The following is a 26,175-nucleotide window of genomic DNA, read 5'->3' on the forward strand; positions in this document are numbered from 1 at the left end:
TCCGTCCGGACAGCTGCCGACGGCCGACGCAATCGCCATCCGCCCGTTGTCCAAGGCCGAACGAGCAAGAGGCGCCGATCCCTGGCAGGTTGAATGACGCGAAGTGACTCGCGTGACGTCAGTGACGAATGCAACGAAGGCCGAGCTGCTTTCCCGGCAGCACGGCAGGAAAGCTGATGGAGAGCACGGTTTTTGTGCAGTGCCGCCAGGGCAGCATCACCGGCAGCCCCACCTTGCGGACACTTCAGGTCCGAGTCAGCCGTATGCGCATGCCATGAGAAAGGGCATTGCTTTGCTGATCTGCGGTATCAAGGTTTCACATGACGGCGGCATAGCGGTAATCGACGGAAACCGCCTGCTCTTCAGCGTCGAGGCAGAGAAGATCGACAACTCCCCACGGTACAGCCCACTGGGAGATCTCCGCCGGGTGCCGGACATTCTCAGGTCCGAGGGTATGGAGCCCGAGGACATCGACCGCTTCGTCGTGGACGGTTGGCGGACGTCCGCCGAGAACCCGTGGACCGTATCCACGTCCAAGGACGGAGAACCAACGTTCCTGCCCGTAGCGCCCTACGTGGACGGTCCCCTGTCAACCGACCCTCTGCACCGCTACACCTTCACCGCACACGATTTCAGCAAGAGAACTCCCGGCTACGCCAGCTACCACCATGTGGCGAACCACCTGCTCGGCGCCTACTGCTCCAGCCCTTTTGCCGCGCAGAGCCATGACACTCTCGCCCTTGTGTGGGACGGCGGCATTACGGCCAGGCTGTACGAGATCACGCCGAAGCAGGGGTCCGTCAGGCTCGTGGACCGTCTACTGCCCTTCCGTGGCAGGCTGTTCTCTCTCTTCTGCTCCAACTTCGGGCCATTTCGCGCGACCACCCCGCATGTTGACCACGAAGCGGAGAAGCGGCATTCCCACTCCGTCCCCGGAAAGGCAATGGCCTAAACGGCATTGGGCAAGGTCGCGGAGGACGCACTCCAGGTTCTCGACGCCGCCCTTGGCGGCATGTCCGAGGCAGCCAGGGAGAACAGTACCGCCCTGGACCGAGAGCTGATCGCCGCGCGCGAGCGTCTCTTTCCCGGCATGTCGGATGCCGACCTCATCGCGACCTTCCAGGAGTATCTTGGCCGCGCTCTCGTTTCCGCCCTCTCGGCCGTGGTGCGCGGCAGGTACAAAGGCCGATATCCGCGTCTGGTGATGGCCGGCGGCTGCGCTCTCAACATCAAATGGAACTCGGCGATCCGGGCCACCGGGCTCTTCGATGAGATCTGGGTTCCGCCGTTTCCCAATGATTCCGGCGCTGCTATCGGCACCGCCTGCTGCGAGATGGCGCACAGCACGGAACACCGCTCTCTCGCCTGGGACGTCTACAGCGGTCCACGCCTCCAACGGGACGGGGCCTTGCCGGAAGGATGGCAAGTACGAGACTGCGACGAACGCCAACTGGCCGAACTGCTGCACACCGACGGGTCACCTGTCGTCGTCCTCTCCGGCCGGGCAGAGCTGGGGCCAAGGGCACTGGGCAACCGCAGCATCATCGCTCCCGCCACCGACGCCGGAACCAAAGACCTGCTCAACGCGATGAAGGATCGGGAAGCGTATCGCCCCGTCGCACCGGTCTGTCTGGCGCACCGGGCCGGTGAGGTGTTCGATCCGGGCTGCGACGACCCGTTCATGCTCTTCGACCACCGCGTACGTCCACAGTGGGTGAAGCGCATTCCGGCGGTCATCCACCTCGACGGCACTGCGCGGCTGCAGACGATCAGCGCCGCATCGAACAGCGCCACCGCGCGCATTCTCACGGCCTATGAGGAACTGACCGGCATCCCCGTCCTGTGCAACACCAGCGCCAACCACAACGGACGCGGCTTCTTCCCGGACATCGCGTCGGCCGCCGCATGGGGCCGCGCCCGGTACATCTGGTCGGACGGCCGCCTCTTCATTCATCCGGAGCAGGCCGGCAAGTCATCGCCTTCCCGACCGTGAGAGAGGCACGCCGGGCATAGATGCAACCGCCCTGGGCGCGGGCCGGCTCGGCTCAGCCTGGCCGAGCCGGCGTCCGTCATCAGACCCCCTCAGTACAGTGTCGCCATGATTCGCGCTGTGGTCTTCGATGTCGGTGAGTGCCTGGTCGACGAGACACGGGAATACGGAACCTGGGCGGACTGGCTGGGCGTTCCGCGCCATACCTTCGCAGCGATGTTCGGTGCGGTCATCGCGCAGGGGCGGGATTACCGGGAGGTCTTCCAGGAATTCGCTCCGGGCTTCGATCTCTACGCACAGCGCCAGGCACGCGCGGACGCCGGCCGGCCGGAGCACTTCGATGAGAGCGACCTGTATCCGGACGTACGGCCGGCGCTTGCGCAACTCAGGGCCGCCGGCCTGTGGTTGGGCATCGCGGGCAATCAGACCGTACGGGCAGGCGGCATCCTTCGCGAATTGTTCAGCGACGATGTTGACCTGATCGGCACATCGGACGACTGGGGCGCTGCCAAGCCCGATCCGCTCTTCTTCGAACGGGTCGCCGACGCCGTCCCGTTCACAGCGGACGAGATCCTCTACGTCGGCGACCGGGTCGACAACGACCTCAGGCCAGGGGCCACGGCCGGGATGCGCACGGCACTGATTCATCGGGGCCCGTGGGCGACGATCCAGTGGAATACGGCCGAGGCTCGTGACCTGCCGACGTTCCGCATCGCATCGCTGATGGACCTGCCCGAGGCCATCACGAAGTTCAACGGGCAAGGGCGCTGACTGTCGTGGCCCATGCGTAGAGGCGTTCGTCCAGGTCCCGCACGCACTGCTCGTGCTGGTGGGCAGCCAACGCCCTGCGCACCTCCCGAATCCGGTCCATGCCTGTCGCGTACCAAGTGACCGCCAGCTGGTCGAGGGCGAGGCAGGCATATCGGCAGGCGTCTTCAGCGTGGTGGGCCGCGGCCTCAACGGAGGCCAAGTCGCCGTAAATAACCGTCCGTTGCTTGTCCTCAGCCCTTGGCAAATCGTTCAGGGCGTCGAGGAGGGTTGTGCGCGCTTGGGGAAGATGTCCCGCCTTCAGCTGTGTGTTGCCCTTGAACGCCGCGAGCCGTGCGGGGCTGAACCAGTCCAACCACGTCGGTGTCGGGTGCTCCGAGCCCGCCGCAAGCGTGTCTTCGGCGTGCCTGATCAAGTGCAGGGCGGTGCGCGGGTTGCCGCAACGGGTCTCGCACTCGGCCTCCACGGCGTCGAGCCACGCCCACAGTTCGGCGGAAGCCGGACCGCGGCGGGCATACGTACGGGCAGCCACCATTCGCTCCAGCGCGGCTTCACGATCGCCCGCCCACCCGGGAATGAACGCAGTGTGAGCGAGAATCGCGGACCCGAGCAGGACGTCATCCGCCTCTCCTGCTGCCTGAAGAGCCCGGAGCAGGGTGGTACCGGCGTCCTCAATCGCTCGGAGATCGAAGAACTCGATGCGCCCGCCGAGCAGCCACGTCTCGGCGAGGGCCGCAGCTACGCCGCGGCGCGTCCGGCCTCCGGTCTCGGGGAGCAGCGCGCAGCCGAGGTCGGCATGGGCGATGACTGCCGGGTGAAGCGTGGCGGGGGACACCGACCAGTACAGGCGCCGATGCGAACGGGTAACGGTTTCGTAGTCGGCCGCCACTGACGGGGGCTGCATGGGTGCGGCGGGCTGGGACGGGACCGCAGAACGGCGACTGCTCACAGTCCGGGCCGCTGAGGCGAAGGGACGCTGTGCGGCGGGTCGATCGCGGCCGGGTGGCGGGACAAAACCGAGTGCCTCCATGTCCTGTCCGGTGAGATCCGTGAGCCGCTGCTGCAAATCCGGGTGCGGCCACGGCGGGTCGGCGGACTCCCAGCGACGGACCTGTCGCACGTCGACACCGATGGCCTCGGCGAATGACCTCTGGGACGGGTAACCAGCCGCCATGCGAGCGGACTTCAGACGGGTATTTCCTGCGGGCCGTGGCACTGCTGCACCTCCATGACGGCGTTTTTGACAGTGTCGCGCCGAAGTCCCTACCAGGCCAGCATTCCCCCCTTCGGGGCCATAAAAGTCCTCTTTGCGGCAGCCAAAAGACCTCTGCAAGTCCTCGTCTCAGCTGACCAGCATGACGATTCTTGAAGCACGTTGACCACCACTGGAACAACAGCGAAACAGGTGCCGTATGCCGTCAACCCGAAGCCCTTCCCCCGCTCTTGGCTGCGCGCTCTCCGTGGCAGCCGTCAACTGGAGGGCGGTTCGCACAGAGCAGTCCAGTGATCCGGAGTGCGGGCGGTGACCCGGCCATGACTGCCGATCACGCCGAGCGGGTCGACGCCGCTACAGCAGAGATGACGGCCTCGATCGATTCCCACACCATCGGGAAGTCCATCGCGCGAGCCCGCGCGTTGAGTGTCACAGCACCCAGCCGACATGAACTCCTGGAAATCGAGGAGCTGTTACGGGAACACATTGCTTCGCTCCTGCTTGCCGTGCAGGCCACGGCGGACAAGCGCTGGGGCGTGGGTATCGAGCGATCTCGGCGCATGCGCCGGTTGAAAGGTATCCGCACCCAGTCCGAGCGGGGCCTCGGCCCAGGCCGGCTCTCGGCCCATGTTCAGATCAACCAGCTGGCGCGGGACTGCCAGTGGCTCCTGTCTCTGCACACGGGTGACGCCCCGTGACAGATCCCCTCTTCGCCTACGTCTACGACCGGACCGCCGCCCACCGTTCCCGACGCCTCCTGGACCAGCGCCTCCTGGGCTGCCGGAACACCGCCGAGCGGTACGGATGGCAGGTCGTCGGCGTCTGGATAGACCGCGGGGCCGACGCCCTGCGCGAACTCCCGGCACAGCGGCCGGAGTTCCTGAAACTCGTGCGGCAGCTGACGGCCGACGGGCGTGCACTCGGCCGACCCGTGGTGTGCCTGGTGCACAACTGGGACCGCCTCAGCGCCGACCATGCCGTCCGCCCCGCGTTCCAGCGCCACATCGCGGGCGCCGGCGGCCACACCGCTACGACGTTCGAGGAGTCCGACCGGCGCACCCTCAACACCTTCACCAGGAGACATCCGTGACGGATGGCGCGAGCTTTCGCAGCCGGACCTGTGGGATCGGCGCGTGAGCGACAACTCAAGTACACAGTCAGGAAAGGACTTTCCCATGACCACCCCCGAACACTGCGACACCTGCGGCACCACCGAAGGCGTAGCGGAGGTCTACCAGCACGCGGCCTCCGGACCCGGCTGGGAACTACCGCTCTGCGAGCCCTGCGCCCGCACCCCGCGTCAGTCGCCTCTCCATGTTCCCGAGGCACACCCACGGGCCGCGCGGGCCGACGCCTTCCGCGTCGGCAACCGGGGAGGCGCCAGGTGACCGTCTCCGAACGCTGCGATTGCGGTTCCGCCCGGGGCCTGCGTGACGTCTACATCGACACCGCGTCCGGGCCGTGCATCATCCGCACCCTCTGCGGCCACTGTGCGCCCGGACCGAGCACGCTGGGCTCCGCCCCCAGGAGCATCGGCGGGCACCCGCCACCCCACGACCCGAAAGCCGGCCCCGGCGCGACCGCCGGCTGAACAGACCGCCCCTGTACCGGCACATACCGGAACAGGGGCGGATCCCTCTATGCGCGCCGCATTCCTCCGGCCCTACCGAACATCACGCTCGATGGCCTCGAAGATGTCCGAGTCGGTTTCCTTCTGCCAGTCCGGAAGGTGCGGCCGGTCGGCGACGTAGCCGGGTTTCGGGTCCTCGAAGTGCCGGTACATCTCCGGCCGGGCTTGCGAAGTGGGCTTCCTCGCTGAGACCGAGAAACCTCAGGAGCGGAGAGAAAAGAGGTTTGTCGCGTTGACGTCGGAGCAAATCCAGCCCCAACCGCTGAAGGGCGAGTCACCTTCGTGTCCAAAGTAGCAGGCGTTACCCGTCACTCCGAAGGAAAGTTTTGGACCGGAGAATCCGATGGTCAGGTCGGCTTTGGCGACCGCCATACCGGGATGGATCGTGATGTGCGAGTTGACGCTTGAGAGGTAGAAGCCGGAGGTTTCCAGTCCGTGGCCGAATACCTTGGGCGTGAACGTAAGCTTCGCCTTCCAGTTGTCGCCACCTTCAAGTTCTGCCGCCACGGCCACAGAGAGAACGCCAGGGACGACGGTCAGGTCGTATCCCGGCGCATCGCTTGCTGCCGATATGTTCTCCACCGTTGGGGTCAAGTTTTCGCTCTTCAGGACCTCTGTGTACCTGTCCTGGAGTTCTTCGGGGGCCATTCCCGTCAGTGAGGAAACTTCGGTCCAGTCCGGCGGTTCGTCGCTTGCACGGCCGCCCTTGGGGTGCTCGGTTGACATTTTCTGTCTCCCTTTTTTGTCGGTCCGGCAGGAGTTCCTCGCTCCGTGAGCACTAAGACATCGGCCTGGAGCTGGATGCGAGGAACACTCCCAGTCGTACACCCCGAGATTGCACTCCATGCGGGCTTCCCCGTGATTGGCCGACTTCATCTGCATCACTTCGGCCAGCGCTCTGCCAGCACTCGGTCAGACGTACGATTCAAGCTCGTTGGAGTCGAAGTGCAGCACCGGTTGGGGTCACCCCCTCACCCCCCAACCCTCCTGTCCCGCTCCCTCAGTTCCCGTCGCAGGGTCTTCCCCGTCACCGCGCGCGGCACCACCTCGGTGAACTCCACGCGGCGGATGCGTTTGTACGGGGCGACCCGGTCGGCGGCGTAGGCGATGACCTCGTCCGCGCTCAGTTCGGCGCCCGCGCGGCGCACGACGTATGCCTTGGGGAGTTCGTTGCCGGCCTCGTCGGGGACGCCGATGACGGCGGCGTCGGTGATGTCGTCGTGGGTGAGCAGCAGGGCTTCCAGTTCGGCGGGGGCGACTTGGTAGCCCTTGTACTTGATGAGTTCCTTGACGCGGTCGACGACGTGCAGCCAGCCGTCCTCGTCGGTGCGTCCGACGTCGCCGGTGTGCAGCCAGCCGTCGGGGGTGATCATGGCGTCGGTGTCGGTGGGCCGGCCCAGGTAGCCCTTCATGACCTGGGGGCCGCGCAGCACGATCTCGCCGCTGTGGCCGGGCGGCAGGTCCTCGCCGGTCTCCAGGGAGACGATGCGCATCTCGGTGTTGGGGAGCAGCTTGCCGACGGCTCCCGGCGGGGCGTTCTCGGTGCCGCGCGGCACGACGTGGCTGCCGGGTGACAGTTCCGTCATGCCGTACGCCTGGAGGACGGGTGGCAGGCCCAGGCGGCGGGAGCAGGCGGCGGCCAGTTCGGCGTCCAGGGGTGCGGCGGCGCTGACGAGGTACTCCAGGGAGGAGAGGTCGTAGCGGGCGACCAGGGGGTGTTTGGCCAGGGCGAGCACGATGGGGGGTGCGACGTAGACGGCGGTGATGCGGTGTTCGGCGATGGCCGCGAGGAACTGTTCCAGGTCGAAGCGGGGCAGGACGACGACGGTTGAGCCGTTGCGCAGCGGGGCGTTCATGAGGGAGGTGAGGCCGTACAGGTGGGTCAGTGGTTCTAAAGGGACTGCGAGCGTTGGGCTCCCTCCCTGCGCGAGTCGCGGATTCGGAGAGTGGCAGCGGGCGCGGAAGCGATCAAGCGCGCCTACGTGATTTCTGCTCTAGCGGTCCGCGGCCCAAGGGTCGGGCTCCCACACGGGGGTGGAACTCGTACGCGCGCACAAGGCGCCAACGGGCGCCATCGTCGCTCTTGCGGCTGGTGATCACTACGCGCCGGAGCAGCTGACGCAGTACCGCGTTCCTCTCGATCGGCTGGAGGGTTTCCCACTCGGCGACCAGACCAACAACCAGCGGTCGGAAGTGCTCACGCGTTGGTGTCGCCTCGACCGCGGCAAGCGATTGCATACGCTTGACGAGATCGCCCTTCTTTCCGGCCAGTTGGTCACGCACTCTGGCGAAGGTGTCCGCCGGGTACTTCTCGGGATCCATTGCGTGGTCGGTTACGAGCCGGTCGAGGGCCGCGTCGACCTTCGCCAACTCGACCTGCATGCGGGCCCGTTCTACTGCTGCACTGACCCGCGGATCAGCCGGTGAGGTTCGCTGGTGTGGTACCGACGGCGCGTTGTCGACACCTTCGGCCGCGTCCCTCTCAAGCCATTTCCGTACCTCATGTTCGACCTCGTCGCGCCGGACGTACAGACCTGCACCGCATGCCTCCTTGCCCTTGTTCTTGTGGTTGAAGCAGACGAATGTATGGCCGCGAAGTTGTTCGCTGTTGGAGCCGCGTCCGGATCGGGCAACGGCAGTTCCATGGCAGTCGCCGTGGCGCATGCGTAATGGCCGCGATCCCGCAGGATCTGCTCGACCGGATCCGCGTGCTCGAACGGCAGGTGCGCGAACTCACCGGCCGCGCACAGATGCGCCCGGCGCTGAACCGCATCACGCATGGCGCCGTCGTGATCGGCGAGGGCGGAAGCCTCGACGTGCGCTCCCCCGGCGGCGCGCAGATTCTCGGGGTGGGCCAGTTCGCCACCGGCCGCTACGGCGTCAGCATGGCGCGCGAGGACGGCACCGGTACCGCGCTGGAAGTCGGCGGCAACAGCACCAGCGCATCACAGATGTTCCGCGCTTTCGCCCGAGGCAGCTATCCGGACCCGATCGTCATGGATGACGCCTATGCAGACGGGTACCTCGGCCGACCGTGGGTGCCCATCCCCTGCGCCCCGTTCATGCCGATCGCCAGCGATGACGACGTTGCCCTGCACTCCGGGCTCATGCTCGCCCAGCACAAGGTGTTGCACGTGAACATGCAGATCACCGGCCCCGCCGGCACCGGCGCATCGGTATCGCTCAAGGTCGCCGGCGAACGGCTCACGAAGACGTGGACGCTGGCCAGCGCCGCCACCGGCCGGGAGATCTCCGAACGCGTCTCCCTGCCCGCCGCCGACTTCCCGCACGGCTCCGAGGCCGCGGTCACCGTCTGGGCCCGACGTACCTCCGGCACCGGCACAACCACTTTGCGCGTGCGCGGCATCTGGGGCGTCAACACCACCACCGACACCGAAGCAGACTAGGAGCGCCCCGCATGCTCCCCGAGGGCATCCCCACCATCACCGTCACCGGCCGCTACCTCTCCCCCGACGGCCGCCCCCTGTCCGGCTCCGTCACGTTCCGCGCGCCCGCGCAGCTCACGTTCCCGGCCGCTGACGTCATCGTCGGCGGCCCCGTCGTCGCCCAGCTCGACGCACAGGGACAGATCAGCGCCGTGCTGCCCGCCACGGACGCGCCCGGCATGATCCCCGACGGCTGGTCGTACACCGTCACCGAGTCCCTGTCGGGCATCCCCGCAGGCCGCTCGTATCAAATCCTCCTGCCGGCCGAGACGCCCGAGGTCGACCTCGCCGACGTCGCGCCGACCGACCCCGCGAAGCCCAACTACGTCGCCGTGCGCGGTGATTCCGCGTACGAGGTGGCCGTCGCTGCCGGATTCGAGGGCACCGTCGCCGACCGGCTCGGCTCCCTAGTCGGCGCACCGGGGCCGCGTGGGGAGACCGGCCCGGCGGGACCGCGCGGCGAGCAGGGACCGACCGGCGCAGACAGCACCGTCCCCGGCCCGCCAGGAGAGACCGGCCCCCGCGGCGAACCAGGACCGCAGGGCGACCGGGGCACCCCCGGACCACCCGGCGCCGACGGCGTGCCGGGGGCGGACGGCCGCGACGGTGCTCCCGGCCTGGTGCAGTCCGTCAACGGCCACGCCGCGGCCGAGATCACCCTCGCCGCCGCCGACATCGGCGCGCTCGCCACCGCGACCCGCGGTGCGCCGAGCGGCGTCGCCTCCCTGGACGCGGCAGGCAAGATCCCCGCCACGCAGCTCCCGGCCGTGACCGCATCCCTGCCCGGTACCTGGCTCCCCGACGACTACGGCCTGAAGGCGTGGGCCTACGACCTTTCCGCCAACTCCCGCACGCCCGGCGACATGCCCTCGGAAGCCGGCCGCCTCTACCTGGCCGCCGTCCCGCTTCGCACCGCCGAGACGATCACCAAGGCAGCCATCCAGGTAATGGGCTACGACAAGCCCAACAGCACCGTCACGGCCGCTTATCTAGGGATCTACGACAAGAACCTGAAGCGGGTGGCAGCCACCGCCAACGTCACGGCGCAGCTCCCCGAGACGCACAACGCCGGTGGACAGCTCGCCGTCTTCAACCTCGCTACCGCGGTCGCCCTACCCGCGGGCAGTTACTACGTAGCGATTCTGATCAAGGGCACCGGAACCACGGTGCCCTACATCGCGGCAACCAACTGGGGCTCCAGCGCGACGACATCGGGCGCAAAGCCGATCGACATCAACGGCGTCTACCGATGGCTACAGACCACCTCGACGACCCTCACCACCTTGCCGGCCACCCTCACTCTCGGCGGCATGACCGACGGCCAGACCTGCTACTGGGCCGCCATCGGCTGAACTACTGCTGCAAACGCCGATGCCCAACCCGACATGGTCAGCCGGGCTGGGCATCGGGGGTTCTCGGAGGCTAGACGTATTCGAGCAGCCAGTCGACGGGGGCGTTGTCCACGACGTCGGTGGAACTCTTCTTTACTCGCCCGATGCTGATCTTCTGCACATGCACGGGAAGCTTTTCGGCGACGCGAGGGCCCGCCGCCGTGATGTCCCAGTTCTTGACCACAGTCCAGGTTCCCCCGTCGTGGTAGGCCACCCTGAGCCGTACGTCTGCCCAGTCGCAGGCGAAGCTGAGGTAACCGTCACCCCACACTGGAGTCTGGTTCGGGTTCGGCGAGGCCAGGACGATGCCGTACTTGTAGTGAATGAGCCCGCCCGACTCATTGATCATGAATCCATGGGGAACCTCGCCGAGCTGGAACTGAGCCATCGGTACTCCTTCTCTGCCCGGAGCCCGGGACCGCTCATCGAGCGATTCCGACCGCCGGAGACTAGGCAGTGCACCTGCGAGCAGCGATCTCCCCAGGTAATTCTGAAATTACTTTCCTCACACGGAATTTGGCGGAAATCCCATAAACATGTCTGTTTACAGGCGTTTGTAGGCACTTCGGCCCCACCTCCCAATCGAACCCGGCGCAAGCGTTCGAGTCGCCACCGCTTCGGAACCGCCTGATCCACCACATCTGCAACTCACGCCCCGGCACGGCGCCGCGGGCGTTTTCTCATGCCAGGAAGGCACACCACATGACCGTAAGAGGCGTCGACGTCTCCTCGTACCAGCCGAGCACCTACTCGACCAAGGGGCTCGACTTCGTGTTCGCCAAGGCGACCGAGGGCACCTCGTACATCAACCCCCGCATGACTGCGCAGGCCGCCCACGCGCGCCGTAATGGGCTGGTCGTCGGCTTCTACCACTTCCTGCGGCCGGGGGACATGGCCGCCCAGGCGCGGTACTTCGTCGAGAAGTGCGCGAGTGTCGAGGGTGACCCGCTGTTCGCCGACTGGGAAGACTCCGGCGTTTCGTGCGCGCAGAAGGACGCGTTCCTCGCCGAGGTGAAGCAGCTCCGAGGGGAGACACACCGCGTCGGCCTGTACTGCAACCAGTACTACTGGCTCCACAGAGACAGCACCGGCAACGCCGGGGACGCCCTGTGGATCGCGGATTACGTCACCGCCGGCGCCCCCCGGATCAAGGCGCAGTGGACGTTCCACCAGCACACCGACCGGCCCCTCGACACGAACCTCGGCCGGTTCGCTGACCGGGCCGCGCTGCGCAAGTGGGCGACCGGCAGCCCGACGGCACCGAGCAAGCCGGCACCGAAGCCGAGCACCACCTACACCGTGCGGGCGGGCGACACCCTCTCGGGCATCGCCGCCCGGTACGGCACCACCGTGGACAAGCTCGCCGCGGCGAACGGCATCGAGAACCCGAACCTGATTCGGGTCGGGCAGTCCCTCGAGATCACGAAGTAAGGAACCTTCCATGTCCGACGCCGCTCGTCGCACGGTCCGCACCATCGTGCAGACGGCCGTCGCCCTGGCCGTCCTGCTGCCCGCCATCGTTGACGCCGCCGGCATCCCGGCCTCGCTGCCGTGGGTCGCCGGGTCACTCGCCGTCGCTGGTGGCCTCGCCCGCGTCATGGCCCTGCCGGCCGTCCAGGCCCTCATGCCCGGATGGCTGCGCGCCGAGCCGCACACGGAAACCGAACCGCGCGCTGTCAACCGTGCCCGGGGCACCGAGTGACCGAGCCCAACCCGTCCGACGTTGCCCTCGAACTGGAACGCCTTCGACGCTCCGTCGAGGTCGGATTCGCCAAGACCGACGGCGCCCTCGCGCTGCTCGTACAGCGCAGCGACCAGACTGACGCCCGCCTCGCTGACCACGAACAGCGGCTTGACGGCCTCGAACGCGCTCGGTGGCCGCTTCCCTCGGTGGCCGCTCTGATCGCCGTCGTTGGCCTCGTCGTGTCCCTCTGGCAAGTAGCAGTCCACTGAACAGGCAGCCCCGCACCGGCTTTTGCCGGGGCGGGGCTGCTTTTTGTCGTTCTGGAGCACTGCTAGTCACGTGTTGCCCCGTCCGGCCAGATCACCTCGACCGGTACTCCGGTACTTCGCGCGTAGGCCACTACATCCGCCGTGCCGCCATATCCCCGGGCCGGTTGGCCGTCCCACACGGCGATGAGCCGGTCAACCAGCCCTACGAGAATTTCGCTTCCGCTCATGTGCGCTTGCGAGGTCGAGTCGCGCACGCCCGTGTGATGTACCTCGGTCGCCTGCACGAGCAGCGCGTCATAGGTGGCGTGATGCGATTCAGGTAGGCCGGCGCGGTATTCCTCAGCCGGAACGACGACCTCGATCCTGCCACCGCGGTCGAGAACAGCCTCGGCGAACCACGCGTCAGGGCCATCAGCAATGCACGACACCCCGCATAGATCGTTCGCGTGGTACACCTGCAATGCGGTGTCGAGGCTGTCGCGGACTTGCTGTTCAAGCTGGGCGGACAGTCCACGGTGTCCGGTAATTCCCACACGCACAGTCCAGATCCTTTCGTCTTGGGTTACAGGAATACGCCGTACAGCCGATCGTCAAAATCGCGTACGACCTTGGGCGGGGTGGCTCCGGAGAACGAGCGGCGCAATGCCCGTGCTCGCTCAACAATCCGCCCCGACTGGTAGCGCAATCCGACTTCCAACGCCCGTGCCGCCAAGGTGAATGCACCATCGAGCCGCCCTGAAACCATGTGCCCGGACGCCACGTCGAGCATGAGAAGCGCGCGCTGCTTGTCGTGGCCTGATGCCATAACGGCCGCCGAGGAGTCCTGTGCGCCGGAAATCCATCGGGGCAGCCCGAGAAGCGCACCGCACGAGACTCGCGTGGCTGCGACCTTCGCCTCGGTAAACGAGAACACCCACGGCCACGGTGGCGCCCCCTCCTGCTCGATCCGCTCCGCTTTCCGTGCCGCCGCCGCCAATGCCGTATCCGCCTGATCGGCATCGCCGGCCGCAGCGTGCGCCAAAGCCTCGACGCCAAGGAGCCACGCATCCGCAATGGCGGGAAGACCCGGCCCGAGCTGTTTACGCGCCGATCGCGTGAGGCTGAGCCCCTGCGCGGCGTTCCCCGCGTATGCCTCGAATTGCGCCAAGCTGCCCAACTGGTATGCCGCGAGCAGCGAATTACCCCCACGCCGCGCGGCCTTGATCGCTGATCCGTACCACGTGCGGGCCGACCCATAGTCGCCCATGTCCCAGTGCAACCATCCGGCCAAGCTCGCCACCTCACTCCCCACCGCAGCAAGCCGTCCCCGCTCATCCTCGCTCTCCGCGTTCTGCGCAATGACCTGTGTCAACCGCAGGTGGGACAGCACCGTTTCCGCGAGTTGTCGGGACGGCGTCGACCCGTCCAATCGGCGAAAAGCCGTCGTGGCCACGCGCAACGTAGCCGCCTGCCCGCTCTCGGCCGCGCGTGCCTGCCGAACAGGCGCCTTGGAAACCGCAGGCGATGCTGCAACCGCAGCGGCCCCGACGAGAAGGCTGCGCCGTTCCACGTCATTTCCCGTTCCATCCCTCCTTGCAGCCATCACCGCCGTGTGATCGGCCAGACCAACAAGGTGCGGAGGGATCTGAAGATGGCCGGCCATCTGCGCCAGTTGCGCTGTGTCATACGACCTCGCGCCCCTCTTTTCCAGACGCGAAACTGCTGACTGACTGGCCCCGCACGCCTCGCCGAGCTGGCGCTGCGATAACCGGGCATCCACTCGGGCAAGCCTGACTACCCGGCCGTAGTCGCCCATACGCGATGCTTCACGGATCGCGGCCTCGGACCAGTTCACGGGCCCTCCCCCCTTAGTACGCGCCATTAGTACGCGCCATCAGTGCTGGATGCAGCACCGGTATGCGCGAAGCGAATCGTTCTATGCAGCCTGCGGGTTGTTCGTAGGCGCCCCAGCATGCCCGGCAGTTGAGTGAATGCACTACCCGAAGCCGGGAGGGAAACGCATGATCGACAACCGCGCGAAGCAGCCCCCCTGCTTCCAGCGATCCGGCTCACCGCGCGAAGCAGCCATGCTCAACGCAGGGGCCCGCGACGCCGCCGCCTTCGACTGCGACCGCGCCCTCGCTCCGCACCAGCAGATGCCGCCGCCCGACGAAATCGCCGACCTGACGGCCCGCCTCACGGCACACTGCACGGCACTGGCCGACGCCCTGAACTCCCAGGACCCGGCCTCGCTCACACCGCGCACCAGCATCGCTCTGCGCGACTGGGCCGCCCTGCGCGAAGGCCCCGGCGCCGGCGCCTTCGGAACCTGGCTTCATCTCCGCGCCGTGGCCCGTACCTGCCGGGTACTGCTCGACCACGGCCGGACGAACGCCCTCTCAGCGGACCTTCCCGATTGGGGCCTCTGATGACCATCGAGGCGAGCGCCATCACCCGCGAACTGACCGACTACCTACGCGAACACCCCGACGAGCTGAGCCAGTTGCTGCCGCTGTACGACGCTCTGCGTGACCACGCCCAGCGCGAACGCTGCCCGCACGACGGACGGTGCCCCGAGGTGACGGCCGGTGCGCTCCTGCTCAACGAGCACGGCCACGTCCTCATACTCCGCCACGGCGGCGGCTGGGCCTTCGGCGAGGCCACGCCCGAACCGGGCGACAACTCCCTCCGACAGGCCGCGTACAGCGTCCTGCGCGAGTTCGGCGGGCTCCAAGAAGCGTGGGCCCTGCCGTCCGCCGAGAGCCCGGTAATCATCGACGTCACACCCCCGCACCGGAAAGACACACGCCCGCGGCTCCGCGTCGGCTTCCGGTACCTGTTCGCCACCCACACCAGTGCCATCGCCCCCGCCGTCATGAACAGCGGCCTGGCGCGCTGGGTTCCGCTGGACAAGGTCAACAGCCGGATAGCCGCACGCCTACGCCCCCACATCGCCACCGTCTGTCTCTAGCTGCCCCGCCACCGGTGTCGGGGCTTGAGCCCCGGCGCCGCGGGTGAAAGGACGCCATGACCGCCCCCGACCGCTGCGACACATGCGGCACCACCGACAACGTCACCGTGACCTATCAGCACGCCGCCTCCGGCCCCGGCTGGGACCTCGCGCTCTGCGCAGCCTGCGAGATCACACCGAAGCAGCCGCTGAGGGACAGGACGATCGAGGCGCACCCCCGCGCCGGCCGCGCCGACGCCTTCCGCGTGGGCAACCGGGAAGGTGCCTGATGACCGTCTCCAACCGCTGCGACTGCGGCTCGGACTGGAACCTCCGCGACGTCTACATCGACACCGCTTCCGGGCCATGCATCGCCCGTACCTACTGCGGCGACTGCGCCCCCGGACCGTCCCGGCTCGACACCGTGCCCGGCTCCGCCGACCCCCTGCTCCCCACCTCCCCTCAGACTCCCCGCCACGTCACCCCCGAGGCGTAGCGGGGCGGTCGGCCGCCGCGCGAAACGACGAGGCCGGCCGCCTCATGGGAAGGTGCCATCACCCGTCCAGCCCCTTGGAGATCACTCCGAGCTGTGCCGCGCGCCGTCTCCCCGCGCGTCGGGCGGTCGTTCACACCTCAGCGACACTCACCGAACGGAGACTCATGGCAGGCATTGAGTACGAGGCGAAGGCCCTGGATGTCGACCCCGTGAAGACTGCCCGGCTCATCATCGACGCCGGTGGAGTCCAGCAGGGCGAATCCCGGCTCATGCGCCGATACGTGTACGACACCGTCCCGGCAGTCCCCGGGCGGTGGGTCCGGCTGCGCGACACCGGCGCCGGCATCACCCTGTGCGTCAAGCAGATCTCAACGGACGCGGTCGACGGCACCCATGAGACCGAGGTCACTGTCGACTCGTTCGAGGAAGCAACCGCGCTCCTCGGTCTGGTCGGCCTCACACCGCGCAGCTACCAGGAGAACCGACGCACCTCCTACACGCTCGGCAGTGTCCGCCTGGAACTCGACGAGTGGCCCCGCATCCCGCCGTACCTGGAGATCGAGGCGGACAGCGAGGCACAGGTCTGGGACACGGCCGCCACGCTCGGCATCGACCGCGAGCGTCTGACATCCATCAACACCACGAAGGTCTACGGGCTGTACGGCATCGATCTGGACTCCATTTCCGACCTGCGGTTCGAGTAGGTCGGCGTCCGTTACTACCGGCCGGGGCGCACGGCCCCGGCCGGTACGGAGAGGGGGCACCATGCACGATCCCAGGAACCTACCGGTCGAGGTCAGGCCGGACCGCACCCTACGCGTGAAGATCATCGACGCGTGTGGGCTCGCCTGCTCGTTCTGTCACAACGAGGGCACCCCCGTTACCACCGACAACGCGGAGCGGTCCGCCGGTGCGTTCACCGGCACACCCGGGCGGTCTGGTCGGGTGTCCATCTATGTGAAGACCAACGGCGCCAGCTTCCTGCCGGCCCGCATACCCGCCGACTCGGATTTCGCCCTGGCGCTCGCCGCGGTCCGCGGCAGCCTGCCCACCAACGAAGTCCACTTCACCGGCGGGGAACCCACGCTCCACCCCGAGTTACCCGGCTTGATCCGTATCGCACGGCGCCTCGGCCTGACCGTCGGACTCACCTCGAACGGCGAGAACGGCGCAGCCGTCATCCCGGAAGCCGCAGCCGCTGGCCTCGACCGCATCAACCTGTCGGTGTTCGGCACCACACCCGAAGAACTGGCCGCGGTCCAGGGCCCGCGCCTTGCCTCCCCGAAGCTCGCGGCCCGCAAGCTCGCCGCCCTCGATGCCACGATCGAGACGGCGACCGCTCACGGGGTCAAGGTGTCCGCGAACATCGTCATCCCCGACCGCAGCCACGTTGAACACGTGCTCCGCATCATCGAGCAGCACGGCCGGGCCGTCGTGGTGCGGATGCTCGTTTCGCTGGAGGACGGCGGCACCTCGCTCGCCGCCATGCAGGAAGTCGTCGCTCACCTCGGCGCGACACCGGTCGGGCGCATCGTCACGGCCGGAGCGTCGGATCAGCGGGTGCGCTACCGCTTGCCGGACGGACGGACGCTGTACGCAAAGAGCATCCGCCCCGTGCGCCTGCCGGAGACGTGCGCCGACTGCCGGTTCAACAACCCCGACGACTGCCAAGAGGGGTACTACGGCGTCCGCATGTACCGGGCCACCGACGGACCGTTCATGGTCGGCGTGTGCATCCAGCGGATGGACCTGTGCGTCACGCTGGGCGAATTCGTCATGAGCCAGCGGTGCCGGGAGGTAGCCGCCTTCCGGGACGACGAAGCGGCGCGGCTCACGAAGCTGTACGCGGTAAGGACCACGGCAGGATGAGCGCCGCTCGCGTCCGTGAGCCGAACCTGTACCGCCGGCACTTCGACCTCGTCGCCGCGGGCGAGAAGTCGATCGAGGTCCGGGTCAAGAACCCCCACCTCGGCGCCCTCGCAATCGAGATCGAGCTGCTTACCCCCTGACGATGCACTGAGGTGGAAAAACGGCAGCACCGCAAGTACCCGGTCGCCGGGGCCGCTGGAGATGAGGCTGTCGAGCTGGGCGAGGTTGGTGGCGATGCTGCGGTGGGTGAGCATCACGCCCTTGGGGGTGCCGGTGGTGCCCGAGGAGTAGGGGAGGACGGCGAGGTCCTGGGCCGGGTCGATGGTGACGTCGGGTTCCGGTGCGGTGGAGGCGAGCAGGTCGAGGAGGGAGCGGTGGCCTGCGGCGCGGTCGCAGACGAAGATCTCGGTGATGCCGCCTGCCAGGTCGGCGGCGGCGCGGGCGGTGTCGAGCAGGGCGGCGACGGTGACGATCCAGCGGGCGCCGGAGTCCCCCAGCTGTTTGCCCAACTCCTCGGCGGTGGCGAGCGGGTGGACGGTGGTGACGGCGGCGCCGCAGCGCGAGGCGGCGTAGAAGACGGCGGGGAAGGCGAGGCTGTTGGGGCTGTGCAGGGCGAGCACGTCGCCCTTGCGGAGTCCGGTCTCGGCGAGGGCGGCGGCGATCCGGCGGCTGTGGTGGTCGAGTTGGGTGTGGCTGAGGGTGGTGCCGTCGGTGCCGTCGATCAGCGCCGGGCGGTCGCCGTGTGCGGCGGCGCGCCCGAGTACGTAGGAGTGGATCGGCTCTTCCACGGGGGTGATGGCGGGGTACTCGCTGTGGAATACGTGGGACACCGTGCTGGGTCCTTCCCCTGGGGTGGCGGGAGCGGGCGCCGGCGGGCCGGCGCCCGGGGGATGCGCGCCAATACAGCGGATCTCGGTACGACTACAGCGGATCTCCGTACGACTACAGCAGATCTCAGTACGACTTGGGCAGCCCCAGGGACTGGTGGGACACGTAGTTGAGGATCATTTCGCGGCTGACGGGGGCGATGCGGGCCACCCGGGCGGCGGTGATCAGGGACGCCAGGCCGTACTCCTGGGTCAGGCCGTTGCCGCCGAGGGTGTGGACGGCCTGGTCGACGGCGCGTACGGCGGCCTCACCTGCGGCGTATTTGGCCATGTTGGCGGCCTCGCCTGCGCCCGCGTCATCGCCCGCGTCGTAGAGGTGCGCGGCCTTCTGCATCATCAACCGGGCGAGTTCCAGGTCGATATGGGCCTGCGCGAGGGGGTGGGCGATGGCCTGGTGGGCGCCGATGGGCTCCTTCCAGACCTGCCGGGTGCGGGCGTAGTCGACGGCCCGTTCGAGCGCGTAGCGGCCCATGCCGAGGGCGAAGGCGGCGGTCATGATGCGCTCGGGGTTGAGGCCGGCGAAGAGTTGCAGCAGCCCGGCGTCCTCGTCGCCGACCAGCGCTTCGGCGGGCAGCCGCACGTCGTCAAGTGTCAGCTCGAACTGCTTCTCGGGGGCGGCGAGTTCCATGGCGATGGGGCTGCGGCCGAAGCCGGGGGCGTCGCGCGGGACGATGAAGAGGCAGGGCTTGAGGCGGCCGGTCTTGGCGTCCTCGGTGCGGCTGACGATGAGGGTGGCGTCGGCGATGTCGACGCCGGAGACGAAGACCTTGCGGCCGTTGAGTATCCAGCCTCCCCCATTCTCGGCTCCGCTCGAACGGGAGGTGCCCCCTTCATCACGTCGGGCGGTGGTGGTGATGCGGTGCGAGTTGGATCCGGCGTCGGGTTCGGTGATGCCGAAGGCCATTTTGCGGCTGCCGTCGGCGAGTCCTGGCAGCCAGGTCCGCTTCTGTTCGTCGGTGCCGAAGCGGGCGATGACGGTGCCGCAGATGGCGGGTGAGACGACGAGCATGAGGAGGGGGCAGCCCGCCGCACCCAACTCTTCGAGTACGAGGGAGAGTTCGGCGATGCCGCCGCCTCCGCCGCCGTACTCATCGGGGAGGTTGACGCCGAGGTAGCCGAGGCCCGCGGCCTCGTTCCACAGGTCGTCGGTGTGCTTGCCATCGGCGACGACGCGGGTGAAGTACTCGCGTCCGTAGCGCTTGCCGAGCGCGGCGACGGCGCTGCGCAGGGCGCGGTGTTCCTCGGTCTCGATCACAGGGTTGCTCATGGCGTTGCTCATGGCTGCTCCATCTGTGCGGTGGGTGAGGGGCGCGGGCACACCCCGAGAGGCGCGCGGCTGTGGTCAGTCGGCGACGACGGCCAGGAGGGTGCCGACCTCGACCTGCGTACCGGCCGTGACCGGCAGGCTGGCCAGGGTGCCGGCGGCGGGTGCGGTGATCTTGTGTTCCATCTTCATGGCCTCCAGCCACAGCAGCGGCTGCCCGGCTTCGACCGCGGCGCCCTCGGCGAGTCCCGGCGCGATCCGGATGACGGTGCCCGGCATCGGCGCGAGCAGCGAGCCGGGTTCGGCGCGGGCCGTGGGGTCGGGAAAGCGGGGCAGCGCGGTGAAGGCGTGGGCGCCGGTAGCGGTGTCGGTGTGGACCCGGTCGCCGTAGCGGGCGACGGTGAACTCCCGTCGCAGTCCTGCCACTTCGAGGACGACGCGGTCGGCGGCGAGGTCCAGCAGGCGGACGCCGGGGAAGTCGTCGGCGTGCAGCCCCGCGCGGTCGATGCGGTAGCGGATCTCGTGGGTGGCCGCGTCGCCGCCGTCGCCCGCGTAGCTCTTGGACTGCGGCTGCGAGGGGACGTTGCGGAAACCGCCGAAGCGGGAGCGGCCGTGCGCGTCGGCGAGTGCGGCGGCGAGCGCGGCGAGCCGTTCGCGGGCGGCGCGGTCGGTGTCGCGGGCGGTGAGGGTGGCGAGGTGGCGCTCGTAGAAGCCGGTGTCCAGGCCGGTGGCCGCGCTGAACTCGGGGTGCCGCAGCGAGCGGACCAGCAGGTCGCGGTTGGTGACGGGGCCGTGGATGCGGGCCCGTTCCAGGGCGTGCGCGAGCTTGCGGACGGCTTCGGTGCGGGTCGGCGCCCAGGCGATGACCTTGGCGAGCATCGGGTCGTAGTGCGCGGTGACGGTGTCGCCGTCGGTGACGCCGGAGTCGAGGCGGACAGCGCCGGGTACGGCCAGCCGGTGCAGGGTGCCGGTCTGCGGCTGCCAGCCTGCGGCGGGGTCCTCGGCGTAGAGGCGCGCCTCGACGGCGTGGCCGCGCGGCTGCGGCGGCGCGGCGTCCAGCGGCTCGCCCTGGGCGACGCTCAACTGGAGCGCCACCAGGTCGAGCCGGTAGATCTCCTCGGTGACGGGGTGCTCGACCTGGAGGCGGGTGTTCATCTCCAGGAAGTACGCCCGGCCGTCGGCTGACACCAGGAATTCGACGGTTCCGGCGCCGCGGTAGCCGATCGCGCGGGCGGCCTGCGCGGCGGCCTCGTGCAGGGTGTGGCGCAGCGCGTCCGGGAGCCCTGGCGCGGGGGCTTCCTCGATGACTTTCTGGTGGCGGCGCTGGAGGGAGCAGTCGCGGGTGCCGAGGGTCCAGACGGTGCCGTGCGCGTCGGCGAGTATCTGCACCTCGACGTGGCGTCCGCCGACGACGTACGGCTCGACGAACACCTCGCCGTCGCCGAACGCGGCGGCGGCTTCGGCCCGCGCCGCCGCCAACTCTCCTTCCAGTACGTCCAGTTGCTCGACGATCCGCATGCCGCGCCCGCCGCCGCCCGCCGCCGCCTTCACCAGCAGCGGCAGCTCGGCCTCGGTGGCAAGCGCCGGGTCGACGGGCGCGAGGAGCGGCACGCCAGCCGCCGCCATCAGTTCCTTGGCGCGGGTCTTGGACGCCATCGCCTCGATCGCGGCGGGCGGCGGGCCGATCCACGTCAGCCCGGCGTCGGCGACCGCGGTGGCGAAGGCGGCGTTCTCGGAGAGGAAGCCGTAGCCGGGGTGGACGGCGTCGGCGCCCGCGTCCAGGGCGGCCTTCACGACGAGGTCGCCGCGCAGGTAGGTGTCGGCGGGCGCGTCGCCCGGCAGCCGTACGGCGGTGTCGGCTTCCCTGACGTGCGGGGCGCGGGTGTCCGCGTCGGAGTGCACGGCGACGGTGGCCAGGCCCAGCTCCCGGCAGGTGCGGAAGACCCGGCGGGCGATCTCACCGCGGTTGGCGACGAGGACACAGGTCAGCAGGGCGGGGGTGGCCGCTGGGGACGAAGTGGTCATGTGCTGCCTCACATCCGGAAGACGCCGAAGCCGCCGCGCGCACCCTCGACCGGGGCGGTGTGCACGGCGGACAGGCACAGGCCGAGGACGGTTCGGGTGTCGCGGGGGTCGATGACGCCGTCGTCGTAGAGCCGCCCGGAGAGGAACATCGGCAGCGACTCGGACTCGATCTGCTGCTCGACGATGGCGCGCAGCCCGGCGTCGGACTCGTCGTCGTAGGGCTGCCCCTTGGCGGCTGCCGAGGCGCGGGCGACGATGGACAGCACGCCGGCCAGCTGCTGCGGGCCCATGACGGCGGATTTGGCGCTCGGCCAGGCGAAGAGGAACCGCGGGTCGTAGGCACGGCCGCACATGCCGTAGTGGCCGGCGCCGTACGAGGCGCCCATCAGGACGCTCAGGTGCGGGACCTTCGAATTCGACACCGCGTTGATCATCATCGCGCCGTGCTTGATGATGCCGCCCTGCTCGTATTCCTTGCCGACCATGTAGCCGGTGGTGTTGTGCAGGAACAGCAGCGGAATGTCCCGCTGGTTCGCCAACTGGATGAACTGGGCGGCCTTTTGGGACTCCGCGCTGAACAGCACGCCCTGCGCGTTGGCGAGGATGCCGACGGGGTAGCCGTGCAGGGTGGCCCAGCCGGTCGTCAGGCTCGGCCCGTACAGCGGCTTGAACTCGTCGAAGTCGGAGCCGTCGACGATCCGGGCGATGACCTCGCGCGGGTCGAAGGGCGCCTTGAGGTCGCCGGGGACGATGCCGAGCAGTTCCTCCTCGTCGTACTTCGGCGGCTCGGCCGGGGGCGGATCGGCGTGCGCCTTGCGCCAGTTGAGGCGGGCGACGACGCGGCGGGCCCGGCGCAGCGCGTCCGGCTCGTCGAGCGCGAAGTGGTCGGCGAGTCCTGAGGTGCGGGCGTGCATCTCGGCGCCGCCCAGCGATTCGTCGTCGCTCTCCTCGCCGGTCGCCATCTTGACCAGCGGCGGGCCGCCGAGGAACACCTTGGCGCGTTCCTTGACCATGATGACGTGGTCGGACATGCCGGGGACGTACGCGCCGCCCGCGGTGGAGTTGCCGAAGACGACGGCGACGGTCGGGATGCCGGCCGCGGAGAGCCGGGTGAGGTCCTTGAAGAGCGCCCCGCCCGGGATGAAGATCTCCTTCTGGCTGGGCAGGTCCGCGCCGCCCGACTCGACGAGCGAGACGACCGGCAGCCGGTTGGTGTGGGCGATCTCGTTGGCCCGCAGCGCCTTCTTCAGCGTCCAGGGGTTGCTTGCACCGCCGCGTACGGTCGGGTCGTTGGCGGTGATCAGGCACTCCACGCCCTCGATGACGCCGATACCGCAGACCAGCGAGGCGCCCACGGCGTAGTCGCTGCCCCAGGCGGCGAGCGGGGAGAGTTCGAGGAAGGGGGTGTCGGGGTCGATGAGCAGTTCGATCCGCTCGCGGGCGGGCAGTTTGCCGCGCTTCCGGTGCCGGGCGAGGTACTTCTCGCCGCCGCCCGCGAGCGCCTGCTCGTGCGCCTGACCGACATCGGCCAGCTTCGCGAGCATTTCCGTACGGCGTTCCGCGTACTCGGCGCCCGACGGGTCGAGCGCGGTCCTGAGCAGGGTCACAGCAGAGCCTCCGGTATGTCCATGTGCCGCGAGCGCAGCCACTCCCCCACGGCCTTGGCCTGCGGATCGAAGCGGGCCTGCGCGGCGACGCCGTCCCCCAGCAGCCCTTCGACCACGAAGTTCAGCGCCCGCAGTCCGGGCAGTACGTGCCGGTCGACCGGCAACCCGGCCGTCTCGGGCAGCAGTTCACGGAAGGTCTCGACGGTCAGCGCATGCGCGAGCCACCGCCACGCCTCCTCGGTGCGGGCCCACACGCCGACGTTGGCCGAGCCGCCCTTGTCCCCGCTGCGCGCCCCGGCGACCAGGCCGAGCGGCGCCCGCCTGGTGGGCAGCGCGGCGGCCGGCGGCTCGGGCAGCGCCGGGTCCGCGAGCCGCGCCAACTCCAGTGATTGCGGTGCTGGTTGGATAGAAATGTGCCGTCCGTCGGGCAGCACCGCGGTGTGCGTCACCTCGCCCGCGTCCACCGCCACCGCTTCGAAGACGCCGTACGGGGCGCCCTTGCCCGGTGGCGCGGTGACGTGGAAGCCGGGGTAGCTGCCCAGCGCCAGTTCGACGGCGGCGCCGCTGACCACCCGGCCCACCGCTTCCGGGTCGGTGTCCCGCACCACGAGCCGCAGCAGCGCGCTCGCCTCCTCCTGTACGTCCGCGTCGTCGCGGTCGGTGCGGGCCAGCGTCCACCGCACCTCGGCTGGCGGCTTCGGCGCCGCGGCGAGTGCCGCCGCCATCTGGTCACGGACGAGGTGGGCCTTGGCATCCACGTCGAGCCCGGTCAGCACGAACGTGACCTCGTTGCGCCAGCCGCCGATCCGGGTCAGCCCTGCCTTCAGCGTCGGCGGCGGCGCCTCCCCGCGGACTCCGCCGATCGCGACCCGGTCGGGCCCGTCCTCGTGCAGCCGTACGGTGTCGAGCCTGGCCGTGACGTCCGGGCCCGGGTAGCGCGCGCCTGCCGTTTCGTAGAGCAGTTGGGCGGTGACCGTGCCGGTGGTGACGGCGCCGCCGGTGCCCGGGTGCTTGGTGATCACCGCGCTGCCGTCGGCGGCGATCTCGGCGAGCGGGAAGCCGGGCCGCCGCACGTCGTGGGCGCCGAAGAAGCTGTAGTTGCCGCCGGTCGCCTGGGTGCCGCACTCCAGGACGTGGCCCGCGACGACCGCGCCCGCCAACGCGTCCAGGTCCTGCGGCCCCCAGCCGAAGTGGGCCGCCGCCGCGCCGCTGACCAGCGCGGCGTCGGTGACCCTGCCGGTCACCACCACATCGGCGCCGGCCCGCAGACACGCGGCGATCCCGCCGCCGCCCAGATAGGCGTTGGCGGTCAGCACCCCCTCGCCCCACCGCGCGCCGTCGCCACCGGCCAGCAGATCATCGCCCTCGACGTGCGCCACCCGCACCGGCACCCCGACCCGGTCCGCCAACTCCCGTACCGCGTCGGCGAGTCCGGCCGGATGCAGCCCGCCCGCGTTGGTGACGATCCGTACGCCGCGCTCGACGGCGAGCCCGAGCCCGTCCTCCAACTGCCGCAGGAACGTCGTCGCGTAGCCGCGGTCCGGGTTCTTCAGGCGGTCCCTGCCGAGGATCAGCATGGTCAGCTCGGCGAGGTAGTCGCCGGTCAGTACGTCCAGCGGGCCGCCGGTGAGCATCTCGCGCACCGCGTCGAACCGGTCGCCGTAGAACCCGGAGGCGTTGCCGACCCGCAGCACCGCGCCGCTCATGCGCTGCCGCCCGCGGCCCGGCTGCGTCCGGCCCCCGGCGCCCTGCCCTTGCCCGGCGGCCCGGCGAACGCCTGCGCGATGCCCAACCACCGCTCGGCTTCGGCACCTTCGGCCCGTACGTCCGGCACGTCGTTACGGTGTGCCCGCTGCGTGACCAGCAGGCAGAACTCCAGCGCGTCGCCGGTCACCCGCTGCCCCGCGTCCTCGGGCCCGTACGTCCACAGCGTGCCGTCGGGCGCCCGCAGTTCGACGCGGAACTCCTCGGCCGGCGGGTCGAGTTGATGAGCCGCGTAGGAGAAGTCGCGGGCCCGCACGCCGATCCTGGCGACGTGCCGCAGCCGGGCGGTGGGGGTACGGGTCACGCCGAGCGCGTCGGCGACGTCCTGGCCGTGCGCCCAGGTCTCCATCAGCCGCCCGGTGGCCATCGACGCGACGCTCATCGGCGGCCCGAACCACCCGAGTTTCGCGCCGTCCGGCCGCCCGCCGAGCGCCCGCAGCAGCGCCTCGCGCCCCTCCCGCCAGCCGGCCAGCAGCCGCTCGGGCCGCTGCCGCGCACCGGCTTCGGCGCCCTCGTCGACGAAGGTCAGCGGCGACTGGAGTGCCACCCGTACGGCATCGGCGAAGGCGTCGGGGTCGGTGGCGGAGAGCAGCGCCTGCCGGTCGGTCCAGGCCAGGTGCGCGATCTGGTGGGCGAGCGTCCAGCCGTCGGCCGGTGTGGGGTCCGCCCACCGCTCGGCCGGGAGGTCAGCGACCAGGGCGTCCAGCTCCTCGCTCTCGTCCCTGAGATCCGCCAGAACGGCGCCGGGATCGGACACGCGACACTCCCCTCGTCGGCCCGTATGCCGCGACGGCGGGGCCTGGATGACTGCGGATTCGTGCGGTGGCTGCCCGCCGGGGACGCGGGCGGGTGGTGCCCGGAGCGGCGGCGGTGCCTGCGGTGCGGCTCCGAGCCTGGCAGCGACCGCAGAAACAATCAAGCACGCCTGCATGATTTTTCGGCC

General features: G+C 69.3%; 28 protein-coding genes and 3 pseudogenes. 18 read left to right on the forward strand and 13 right to left on the reverse strand.

Annotated elements, in window-relative coordinates:
* Positions 1-274 precede the first annotated feature (274 nt).
* The 3 genes from ACGFNI_RS28195 (at position 275) to ACGFNI_RS28205 (ending at position 2,761) form a co-directional block, all read left to right on the forward strand.
* The gene (locus ACGFNI_RS28195) at positions 275-952 is read left to right on the forward strand and encodes a carbamoyltransferase N-terminal domain-containing protein (protein ID WP_393687483.1); all 678 of its coding nucleotides are present in this window, start codon (positions 275-277) and stop codon (positions 950-952) included.
* Between the two features lie 6 nt (positions 953-958).
* Positions 959-1,993 (forward strand): carbamoyltransferase C-terminal domain-containing protein, encoded by a 1,035-nt coding sequence (locus ACGFNI_RS28200; RefSeq protein ID WP_393687484.1) that lies wholly within the window; start codon positions 959-961, stop codon positions 1,991-1,993.
* Positions 1,994-2,098: 105 nt separating this feature from the next.
* Complete coding sequence (locus ACGFNI_RS28205; RefSeq protein WP_393687485.1) at positions 2,099-2,761, forward strand: HAD family hydrolase; 663 nt, start codon at positions 2,099-2,101, stop codon at positions 2,759-2,761.
* Here the strand turns inward: ACGFNI_RS28205 and ACGFNI_RS28210 are convergent.
* Positions 2,742-3,932, reverse strand: coding sequence for a transcriptional regulator (locus ACGFNI_RS28210; RefSeq protein WP_393687486.1), 1,191 nt, complete (start codon positions 3,930-3,932; stop codon positions 2,742-2,744). The two genes, ACGFNI_RS28205 and ACGFNI_RS28210, sit on opposite strands and share 20 nt — an antisense overlap.
* Before the next feature lie 359 nt (positions 3,933-4,291).
* Between ACGFNI_RS28210 and ACGFNI_RS28215 the strand changes: the two genes are divergently transcribed.
* From ACGFNI_RS28215 to ACGFNI_RS28225, 3 genes are all read left to right on the forward strand, one after another.
* Positions 4,292-4,669 carry a DUF6415 family natural product biosynthesis protein gene (locus tag ACGFNI_RS28215; RefSeq protein ID WP_393687487.1) on the forward strand — a complete coding sequence of 126 codons (378 nt, stop codon included), beginning with the start codon at positions 4,292-4,294 and terminating at the stop codon, positions 4,667-4,669.
* Positions 4,666-5,061, forward strand: coding sequence for a hypothetical protein (locus ACGFNI_RS28220; protein WP_393687488.1), 396 nt, complete (start codon positions 4,666-4,668; stop codon positions 5,059-5,061). The genes ACGFNI_RS28215 and ACGFNI_RS28220 overlap by 4 nt, the downstream gene beginning before the upstream one ends.
* A gap of 85 nt (positions 5,062-5,146) precedes the next feature.
* Positions 5,147-5,359, forward strand: coding sequence for a hypothetical protein (locus ACGFNI_RS28225; RefSeq protein WP_393687489.1), 213 nt, complete (start codon positions 5,147-5,149; stop codon positions 5,357-5,359).
* Between the two features lie 443 nt (positions 5,360-5,802).
* On the opposite strand, the gene ACGFNI_RS28230 is transcribed toward ACGFNI_RS28225, so the two are convergent.
* The 3 genes and pseudogenes from ACGFNI_RS28230 to ACGFNI_RS28240 all read right to left on the reverse strand — a co-directional run bounded on the left by ACGFNI_RS28230 (position 5,803) and on the right by ACGFNI_RS28240 (position 8,265).
* Positions 5,803-6,327 carry a hypothetical protein gene (locus tag ACGFNI_RS28230; protein ID WP_393687490.1) on the reverse strand — a complete coding sequence of 175 codons (525 nt, stop codon included), beginning with the start codon at positions 6,325-6,327 and terminating at the stop codon, positions 5,803-5,805.
* Positions 6,328-6,572: 245 nt separating this feature from the next.
* A pseudogene (locus ACGFNI_RS28235) lies at positions 6,573-7,490 on the reverse strand (AMP-binding protein); the annotation flags it as partial.
* A 79-nt stretch (positions 7,491-7,569) separates the two neighbouring features.
* Positions 7,570-8,265 (reverse strand): hypothetical protein, encoded by a 696-nt coding sequence (locus tag ACGFNI_RS28240; RefSeq protein ID WP_393687491.1) that lies wholly within the window; start codon positions 8,263-8,265, stop codon positions 7,570-7,572.
* 5 nt (positions 8,266-8,270) lie between these two features.
* Here ACGFNI_RS28240 and ACGFNI_RS28245 point away from each other — a divergent pair, with 5 nt between their 5' ends.
* The gene (locus ACGFNI_RS28245; protein ID WP_393687492.1) at positions 8,271-9,008 is read left to right on the forward strand and encodes a hypothetical protein; all 738 of its coding nucleotides are present in this window, start codon (positions 8,271-8,273) and stop codon (positions 9,006-9,008) included.
* Between the two features lie 11 nt (positions 9,009-9,019).
* Positions 9,020-10,399 carry a hypothetical protein gene (locus ACGFNI_RS28250; RefSeq protein ID WP_393687493.1) on the forward strand — a complete coding sequence of 460 codons (1,380 nt, stop codon included), beginning with the start codon at positions 9,020-9,022 and terminating at the stop codon, positions 10,397-10,399.
* Between the two features lie 70 nt (positions 10,400-10,469).
* On the opposite strand, the gene ACGFNI_RS28255 is transcribed toward ACGFNI_RS28250, so the two are convergent.
* Positions 10,470-10,826 (reverse strand): hypothetical protein, encoded by a 357-nt coding sequence (locus ACGFNI_RS28255; RefSeq protein WP_393687494.1) that lies wholly within the window; start codon positions 10,824-10,826, stop codon positions 10,470-10,472.
* A 314-nt stretch (positions 10,827-11,140) separates the two neighbouring features.
* Between ACGFNI_RS28255 and ACGFNI_RS28260 the strand changes: the two genes are divergently transcribed.
* Genes ACGFNI_RS28260 through ACGFNI_RS28270 form a run of 3 tightly spaced genes read left to right on the forward strand, consistent with a single transcriptional unit; the run spans position 11,141 to position 12,391 of the window.
* On the forward strand, positions 11,141-11,869 hold the full coding sequence (locus ACGFNI_RS28260; protein WP_393687495.1) for a GH25 family lysozyme: 729 nt from the start codon (positions 11,141-11,143) through the stop codon (positions 11,867-11,869).
* A gap of 10 nt (positions 11,870-11,879) precedes the next feature.
* Positions 11,880-12,140, forward strand: a complete 261-nt coding sequence (locus ACGFNI_RS28265) for a hypothetical protein (protein WP_393687496.1) — start codon at positions 11,880-11,882, stop codon at positions 12,138-12,140.
* A complete protein-coding gene (locus ACGFNI_RS28270; RefSeq protein WP_393687497.1) occupies positions 12,137-12,391 on the forward strand; it encodes a hypothetical protein in 255 nt (84 codons plus the stop codon). Before ACGFNI_RS28265 ends, ACGFNI_RS28270 begins: the two co-directional genes overlap by 4 nt.
* A 62-nt stretch (positions 12,392-12,453) precedes the next feature.
* Here ACGFNI_RS28270 and ACGFNI_RS28275 read toward each other — a convergent pair whose 3' ends face one another.
* Both ACGFNI_RS28275 and ACGFNI_RS28280 read right to left on the reverse strand, forming a co-directional pair.
* On the reverse strand, positions 12,454-12,930 hold the full coding sequence (locus tag ACGFNI_RS28275; RefSeq protein ID WP_393687498.1) for a hypothetical protein: 477 nt from the start codon (positions 12,928-12,930) through the stop codon (positions 12,454-12,456).
* A gap of 23 nt (positions 12,931-12,953) precedes the next feature.
* Positions 12,954-14,225, reverse strand: coding sequence for a helix-turn-helix domain-containing protein (locus tag ACGFNI_RS28280; RefSeq protein ID WP_393687499.1), 1,272 nt, complete (start codon positions 14,223-14,225; stop codon positions 12,954-12,956).
* A 166-nt stretch (positions 14,226-14,391) separates the two neighbouring features.
* Here ACGFNI_RS28280 and ACGFNI_RS28285 point away from each other — a divergent pair, with 166 nt between their 5' ends.
* From ACGFNI_RS28285 to ACGFNI_RS28315, 7 genes and pseudogenes are all read left to right on the forward strand, one after another.
* On the forward strand, positions 14,392-14,799 hold the full coding sequence (locus tag ACGFNI_RS28285) for a DUF6415 family natural product biosynthesis protein (protein ID WP_393687500.1): 408 nt from the start codon (positions 14,392-14,394) through the stop codon (positions 14,797-14,799).
* The gene (locus tag ACGFNI_RS28290) at positions 14,799-15,341 is read left to right on the forward strand and encodes an NUDIX hydrolase (RefSeq protein ID WP_393687501.1); all 543 of its coding nucleotides are present in this window, start codon (positions 14,799-14,801) and stop codon (positions 15,339-15,341) included. The genes ACGFNI_RS28285 and ACGFNI_RS28290 overlap by 1 nt, the downstream gene beginning before the upstream one ends.
* 56 nt (positions 15,342-15,397) lie before the next feature.
* Entirely contained in the window at positions 15,398-15,610 is a 213-nt protein-coding gene (locus ACGFNI_RS28295; protein ID WP_393687502.1) for a hypothetical protein, read from the forward strand.
* On the forward strand, positions 15,610-15,816 hold the full coding sequence (locus ACGFNI_RS28300; protein ID WP_393687503.1) for a hypothetical protein: 207 nt from the start codon (positions 15,610-15,612) through the stop codon (positions 15,814-15,816). Before ACGFNI_RS28295 ends, ACGFNI_RS28300 begins: the two co-directional genes overlap by 1 nt.
* Positions 15,817-15,980: 164 nt before the next feature.
* Positions 15,981-16,520, forward strand: a complete 540-nt coding sequence (locus ACGFNI_RS28305; protein ID WP_393687504.1) for a CYTH domain-containing protein — start codon at positions 15,981-15,983, stop codon at positions 16,518-16,520.
* 61 nt (positions 16,521-16,581) lie between these two features.
* A complete protein-coding gene (locus tag ACGFNI_RS28310; protein ID WP_393687505.1) occupies positions 16,582-17,685 on the forward strand; it encodes a radical SAM protein in 1,104 nt (367 codons plus the stop codon).
* A pseudogene (locus ACGFNI_RS28315) lies at positions 17,682-17,798 on the forward strand (RNA-binding protein); the annotation flags it as partial. The gene ACGFNI_RS28310 and the pseudogene ACGFNI_RS28315, both read left to right, overlap by 4 nt.
* Positions 17,799-17,894: 96 nt before the next feature.
* Here the strand turns inward: ACGFNI_RS28315 and ACGFNI_RS28320 are convergent.
* The 6 genes and pseudogenes from ACGFNI_RS28320 to ACGFNI_RS28345 all read right to left on the reverse strand — a co-directional run.
* A pseudogene (locus ACGFNI_RS28320) lies at positions 17,895-18,515 on the reverse strand (AMP-binding protein); the annotation flags it as partial.
* Between the two features lie 124 nt (positions 18,516-18,639).
* Complete coding sequence (locus ACGFNI_RS28325) at positions 18,640-19,839, reverse strand: acyl-CoA dehydrogenase family protein (RefSeq protein ID WP_393687566.1); 1,200 nt, start codon at positions 19,837-19,839, stop codon at positions 18,640-18,642.
* 75 nt (positions 19,840-19,914) lie between these two features.
* Complete coding sequence (locus tag ACGFNI_RS28330; RefSeq protein ID WP_393687506.1) at positions 19,915-21,861, reverse strand: acetyl/propionyl/methylcrotonyl-CoA carboxylase subunit alpha; 1,947 nt, start codon at positions 21,859-21,861, stop codon at positions 19,915-19,917.
* 8 nt (positions 21,862-21,869) lie between these two features.
* Positions 21,870-23,468, reverse strand: a complete 1,599-nt coding sequence (locus ACGFNI_RS28335) for an acyl-CoA carboxylase subunit beta (protein ID WP_393687507.1) — start codon at positions 23,466-23,468, stop codon at positions 21,870-21,872.
* Positions 23,465-25,174, reverse strand: coding sequence for an acyclic terpene utilization AtuA family protein (locus ACGFNI_RS28340; protein WP_393687508.1), 1,710 nt, complete (start codon positions 25,172-25,174; stop codon positions 23,465-23,467). Before ACGFNI_RS28340 ends, ACGFNI_RS28335 begins: the two co-directional genes overlap by 4 nt.
* The gene (locus ACGFNI_RS28345) at positions 25,171-25,989 is read right to left on the reverse strand and encodes a TIGR03084 family metal-binding protein (protein WP_393687509.1); all 819 of its coding nucleotides are present in this window, start codon (positions 25,987-25,989) and stop codon (positions 25,171-25,173) included. The genes ACGFNI_RS28340 and ACGFNI_RS28345 overlap by 4 nt, the downstream gene beginning before the upstream one ends.
* Positions 25,990-26,175: the final 186 nt, after the last annotated feature.

Origin of the sequence: Streptomyces sp. NPDC048644, from assembly GCF_043199105.1 — a bacterium.
Lineage (GTDB): Bacteria > Actinomycetota > Actinomycetes > Streptomycetales > Streptomycetaceae > Streptomyces.

Bases quoted from the DNA above. Each gene is read 5' to 3' on its own strand.
- ACGFNI_RS28330 (WP_393687506.1), bottom strand. From the start codon at position 21,861: ATGACCACTTCGTCCCCAGCGGCCACCCCCGCCCTGCTGACCTGTGTC.
- ACGFNI_RS28265 (WP_393687496.1), top strand. From the start codon at position 11,880: ATGTCCGACGCCGCTCGTCGCACGGTCCGCACCATCGTGCAGACGGCC.
- ACGFNI_RS28215 (WP_393687487.1), top strand. From the start codon at position 4,292: ATGACTGCCGATCACGCCGAGCGGGTCGACGCCGCTACAGCAGAGATG.
- ACGFNI_RS28340 (WP_393687508.1), bottom strand. From the start codon at position 25,174: ATGAGCGGCGCGGTGCTGCGGGTCGGCAACGCCTCCGGGTTCTACGGC.
- ACGFNI_RS28290 (WP_393687501.1), top strand. From the start codon at position 14,799: ATGACCATCGAGGCGAGCGCCATCACCCGCGAACTGACCGACTACCTA.
- ACGFNI_RS28325 (WP_393687566.1), bottom strand. From the start codon at position 19,839: ATGAGCAACCCTGTGATCGAGACCGAGGAACACCGCGCCCTGCGCAGC.
- ACGFNI_RS28195 (WP_393687483.1), top strand. From the start codon at position 275: ATGAGAAAGGGCATTGCTTTGCTGATCTGCGGTATCAAGGTTTCACAT.
- ACGFNI_RS28225 (WP_393687489.1), top strand. From the start codon at position 5,147: ATGACCACCCCCGAACACTGCGACACCTGCGGCACCACCGAAGGCGTA.
- ACGFNI_RS28310 (WP_393687505.1), top strand. From the start codon at position 16,582: ATGCACGATCCCAGGAACCTACCGGTCGAGGTCAGGCCGGACCGCACC.
- ACGFNI_RS28295 (WP_393687502.1), top strand. From the start codon at position 15,398: ATGACCGCCCCCGACCGCTGCGACACATGCGGCACCACCGACAACGTC.
- ACGFNI_RS28210 (WP_393687486.1), bottom strand. From the start codon at position 3,932: ATGGCGGCTGGTTACCCGTCCCAGAGGTCATTCGCCGAGGCCATCGGT.
- ACGFNI_RS28250 (WP_393687493.1), top strand. From the start codon at position 9,020: ATGCTCCCCGAGGGCATCCCCACCATCACCGTCACCGGCCGCTACCTC.
- ACGFNI_RS28260 (WP_393687495.1), top strand. From the start codon at position 11,141: ATGACCGTAAGAGGCGTCGACGTCTCCTCGTACCAGCCGAGCACCTAC.
- ACGFNI_RS28305 (WP_393687504.1), top strand. From the start codon at position 15,981: ATGGCAGGCATTGAGTACGAGGCGAAGGCCCTGGATGTCGACCCCGTG.
- ACGFNI_RS28240 (WP_393687491.1), bottom strand. From the start codon at position 8,265: ATGCGCCACGGCGACTGCCATGGAACTGCCGTTGCCCGATCCGGACGC.
- ACGFNI_RS28300 (WP_393687503.1), top strand. From the start codon at position 15,610: ATGACCGTCTCCAACCGCTGCGACTGCGGCTCGGACTGGAACCTCCGC.
- ACGFNI_RS28245 (WP_393687492.1), top strand. From the start codon at position 8,271: ATGGCCGCGATCCCGCAGGATCTGCTCGACCGGATCCGCGTGCTCGAA.
- ACGFNI_RS28285 (WP_393687500.1), top strand. From the start codon at position 14,392: ATGATCGACAACCGCGCGAAGCAGCCCCCCTGCTTCCAGCGATCCGGC.
- ACGFNI_RS28230 (WP_393687490.1), bottom strand. From the start codon at position 6,327: ATGTCAACCGAGCACCCCAAGGGCGGCCGTGCAAGCGACGAACCGCCG.
- ACGFNI_RS28205 (WP_393687485.1), top strand. From the start codon at position 2,099: ATGATTCGCGCTGTGGTCTTCGATGTCGGTGAGTGCCTGGTCGACGAG.
- ACGFNI_RS28255 (WP_393687494.1), bottom strand. From the start codon at position 10,826: ATGGCTCAGTTCCAGCTCGGCGAGGTTCCCCATGGATTCATGATCAAT.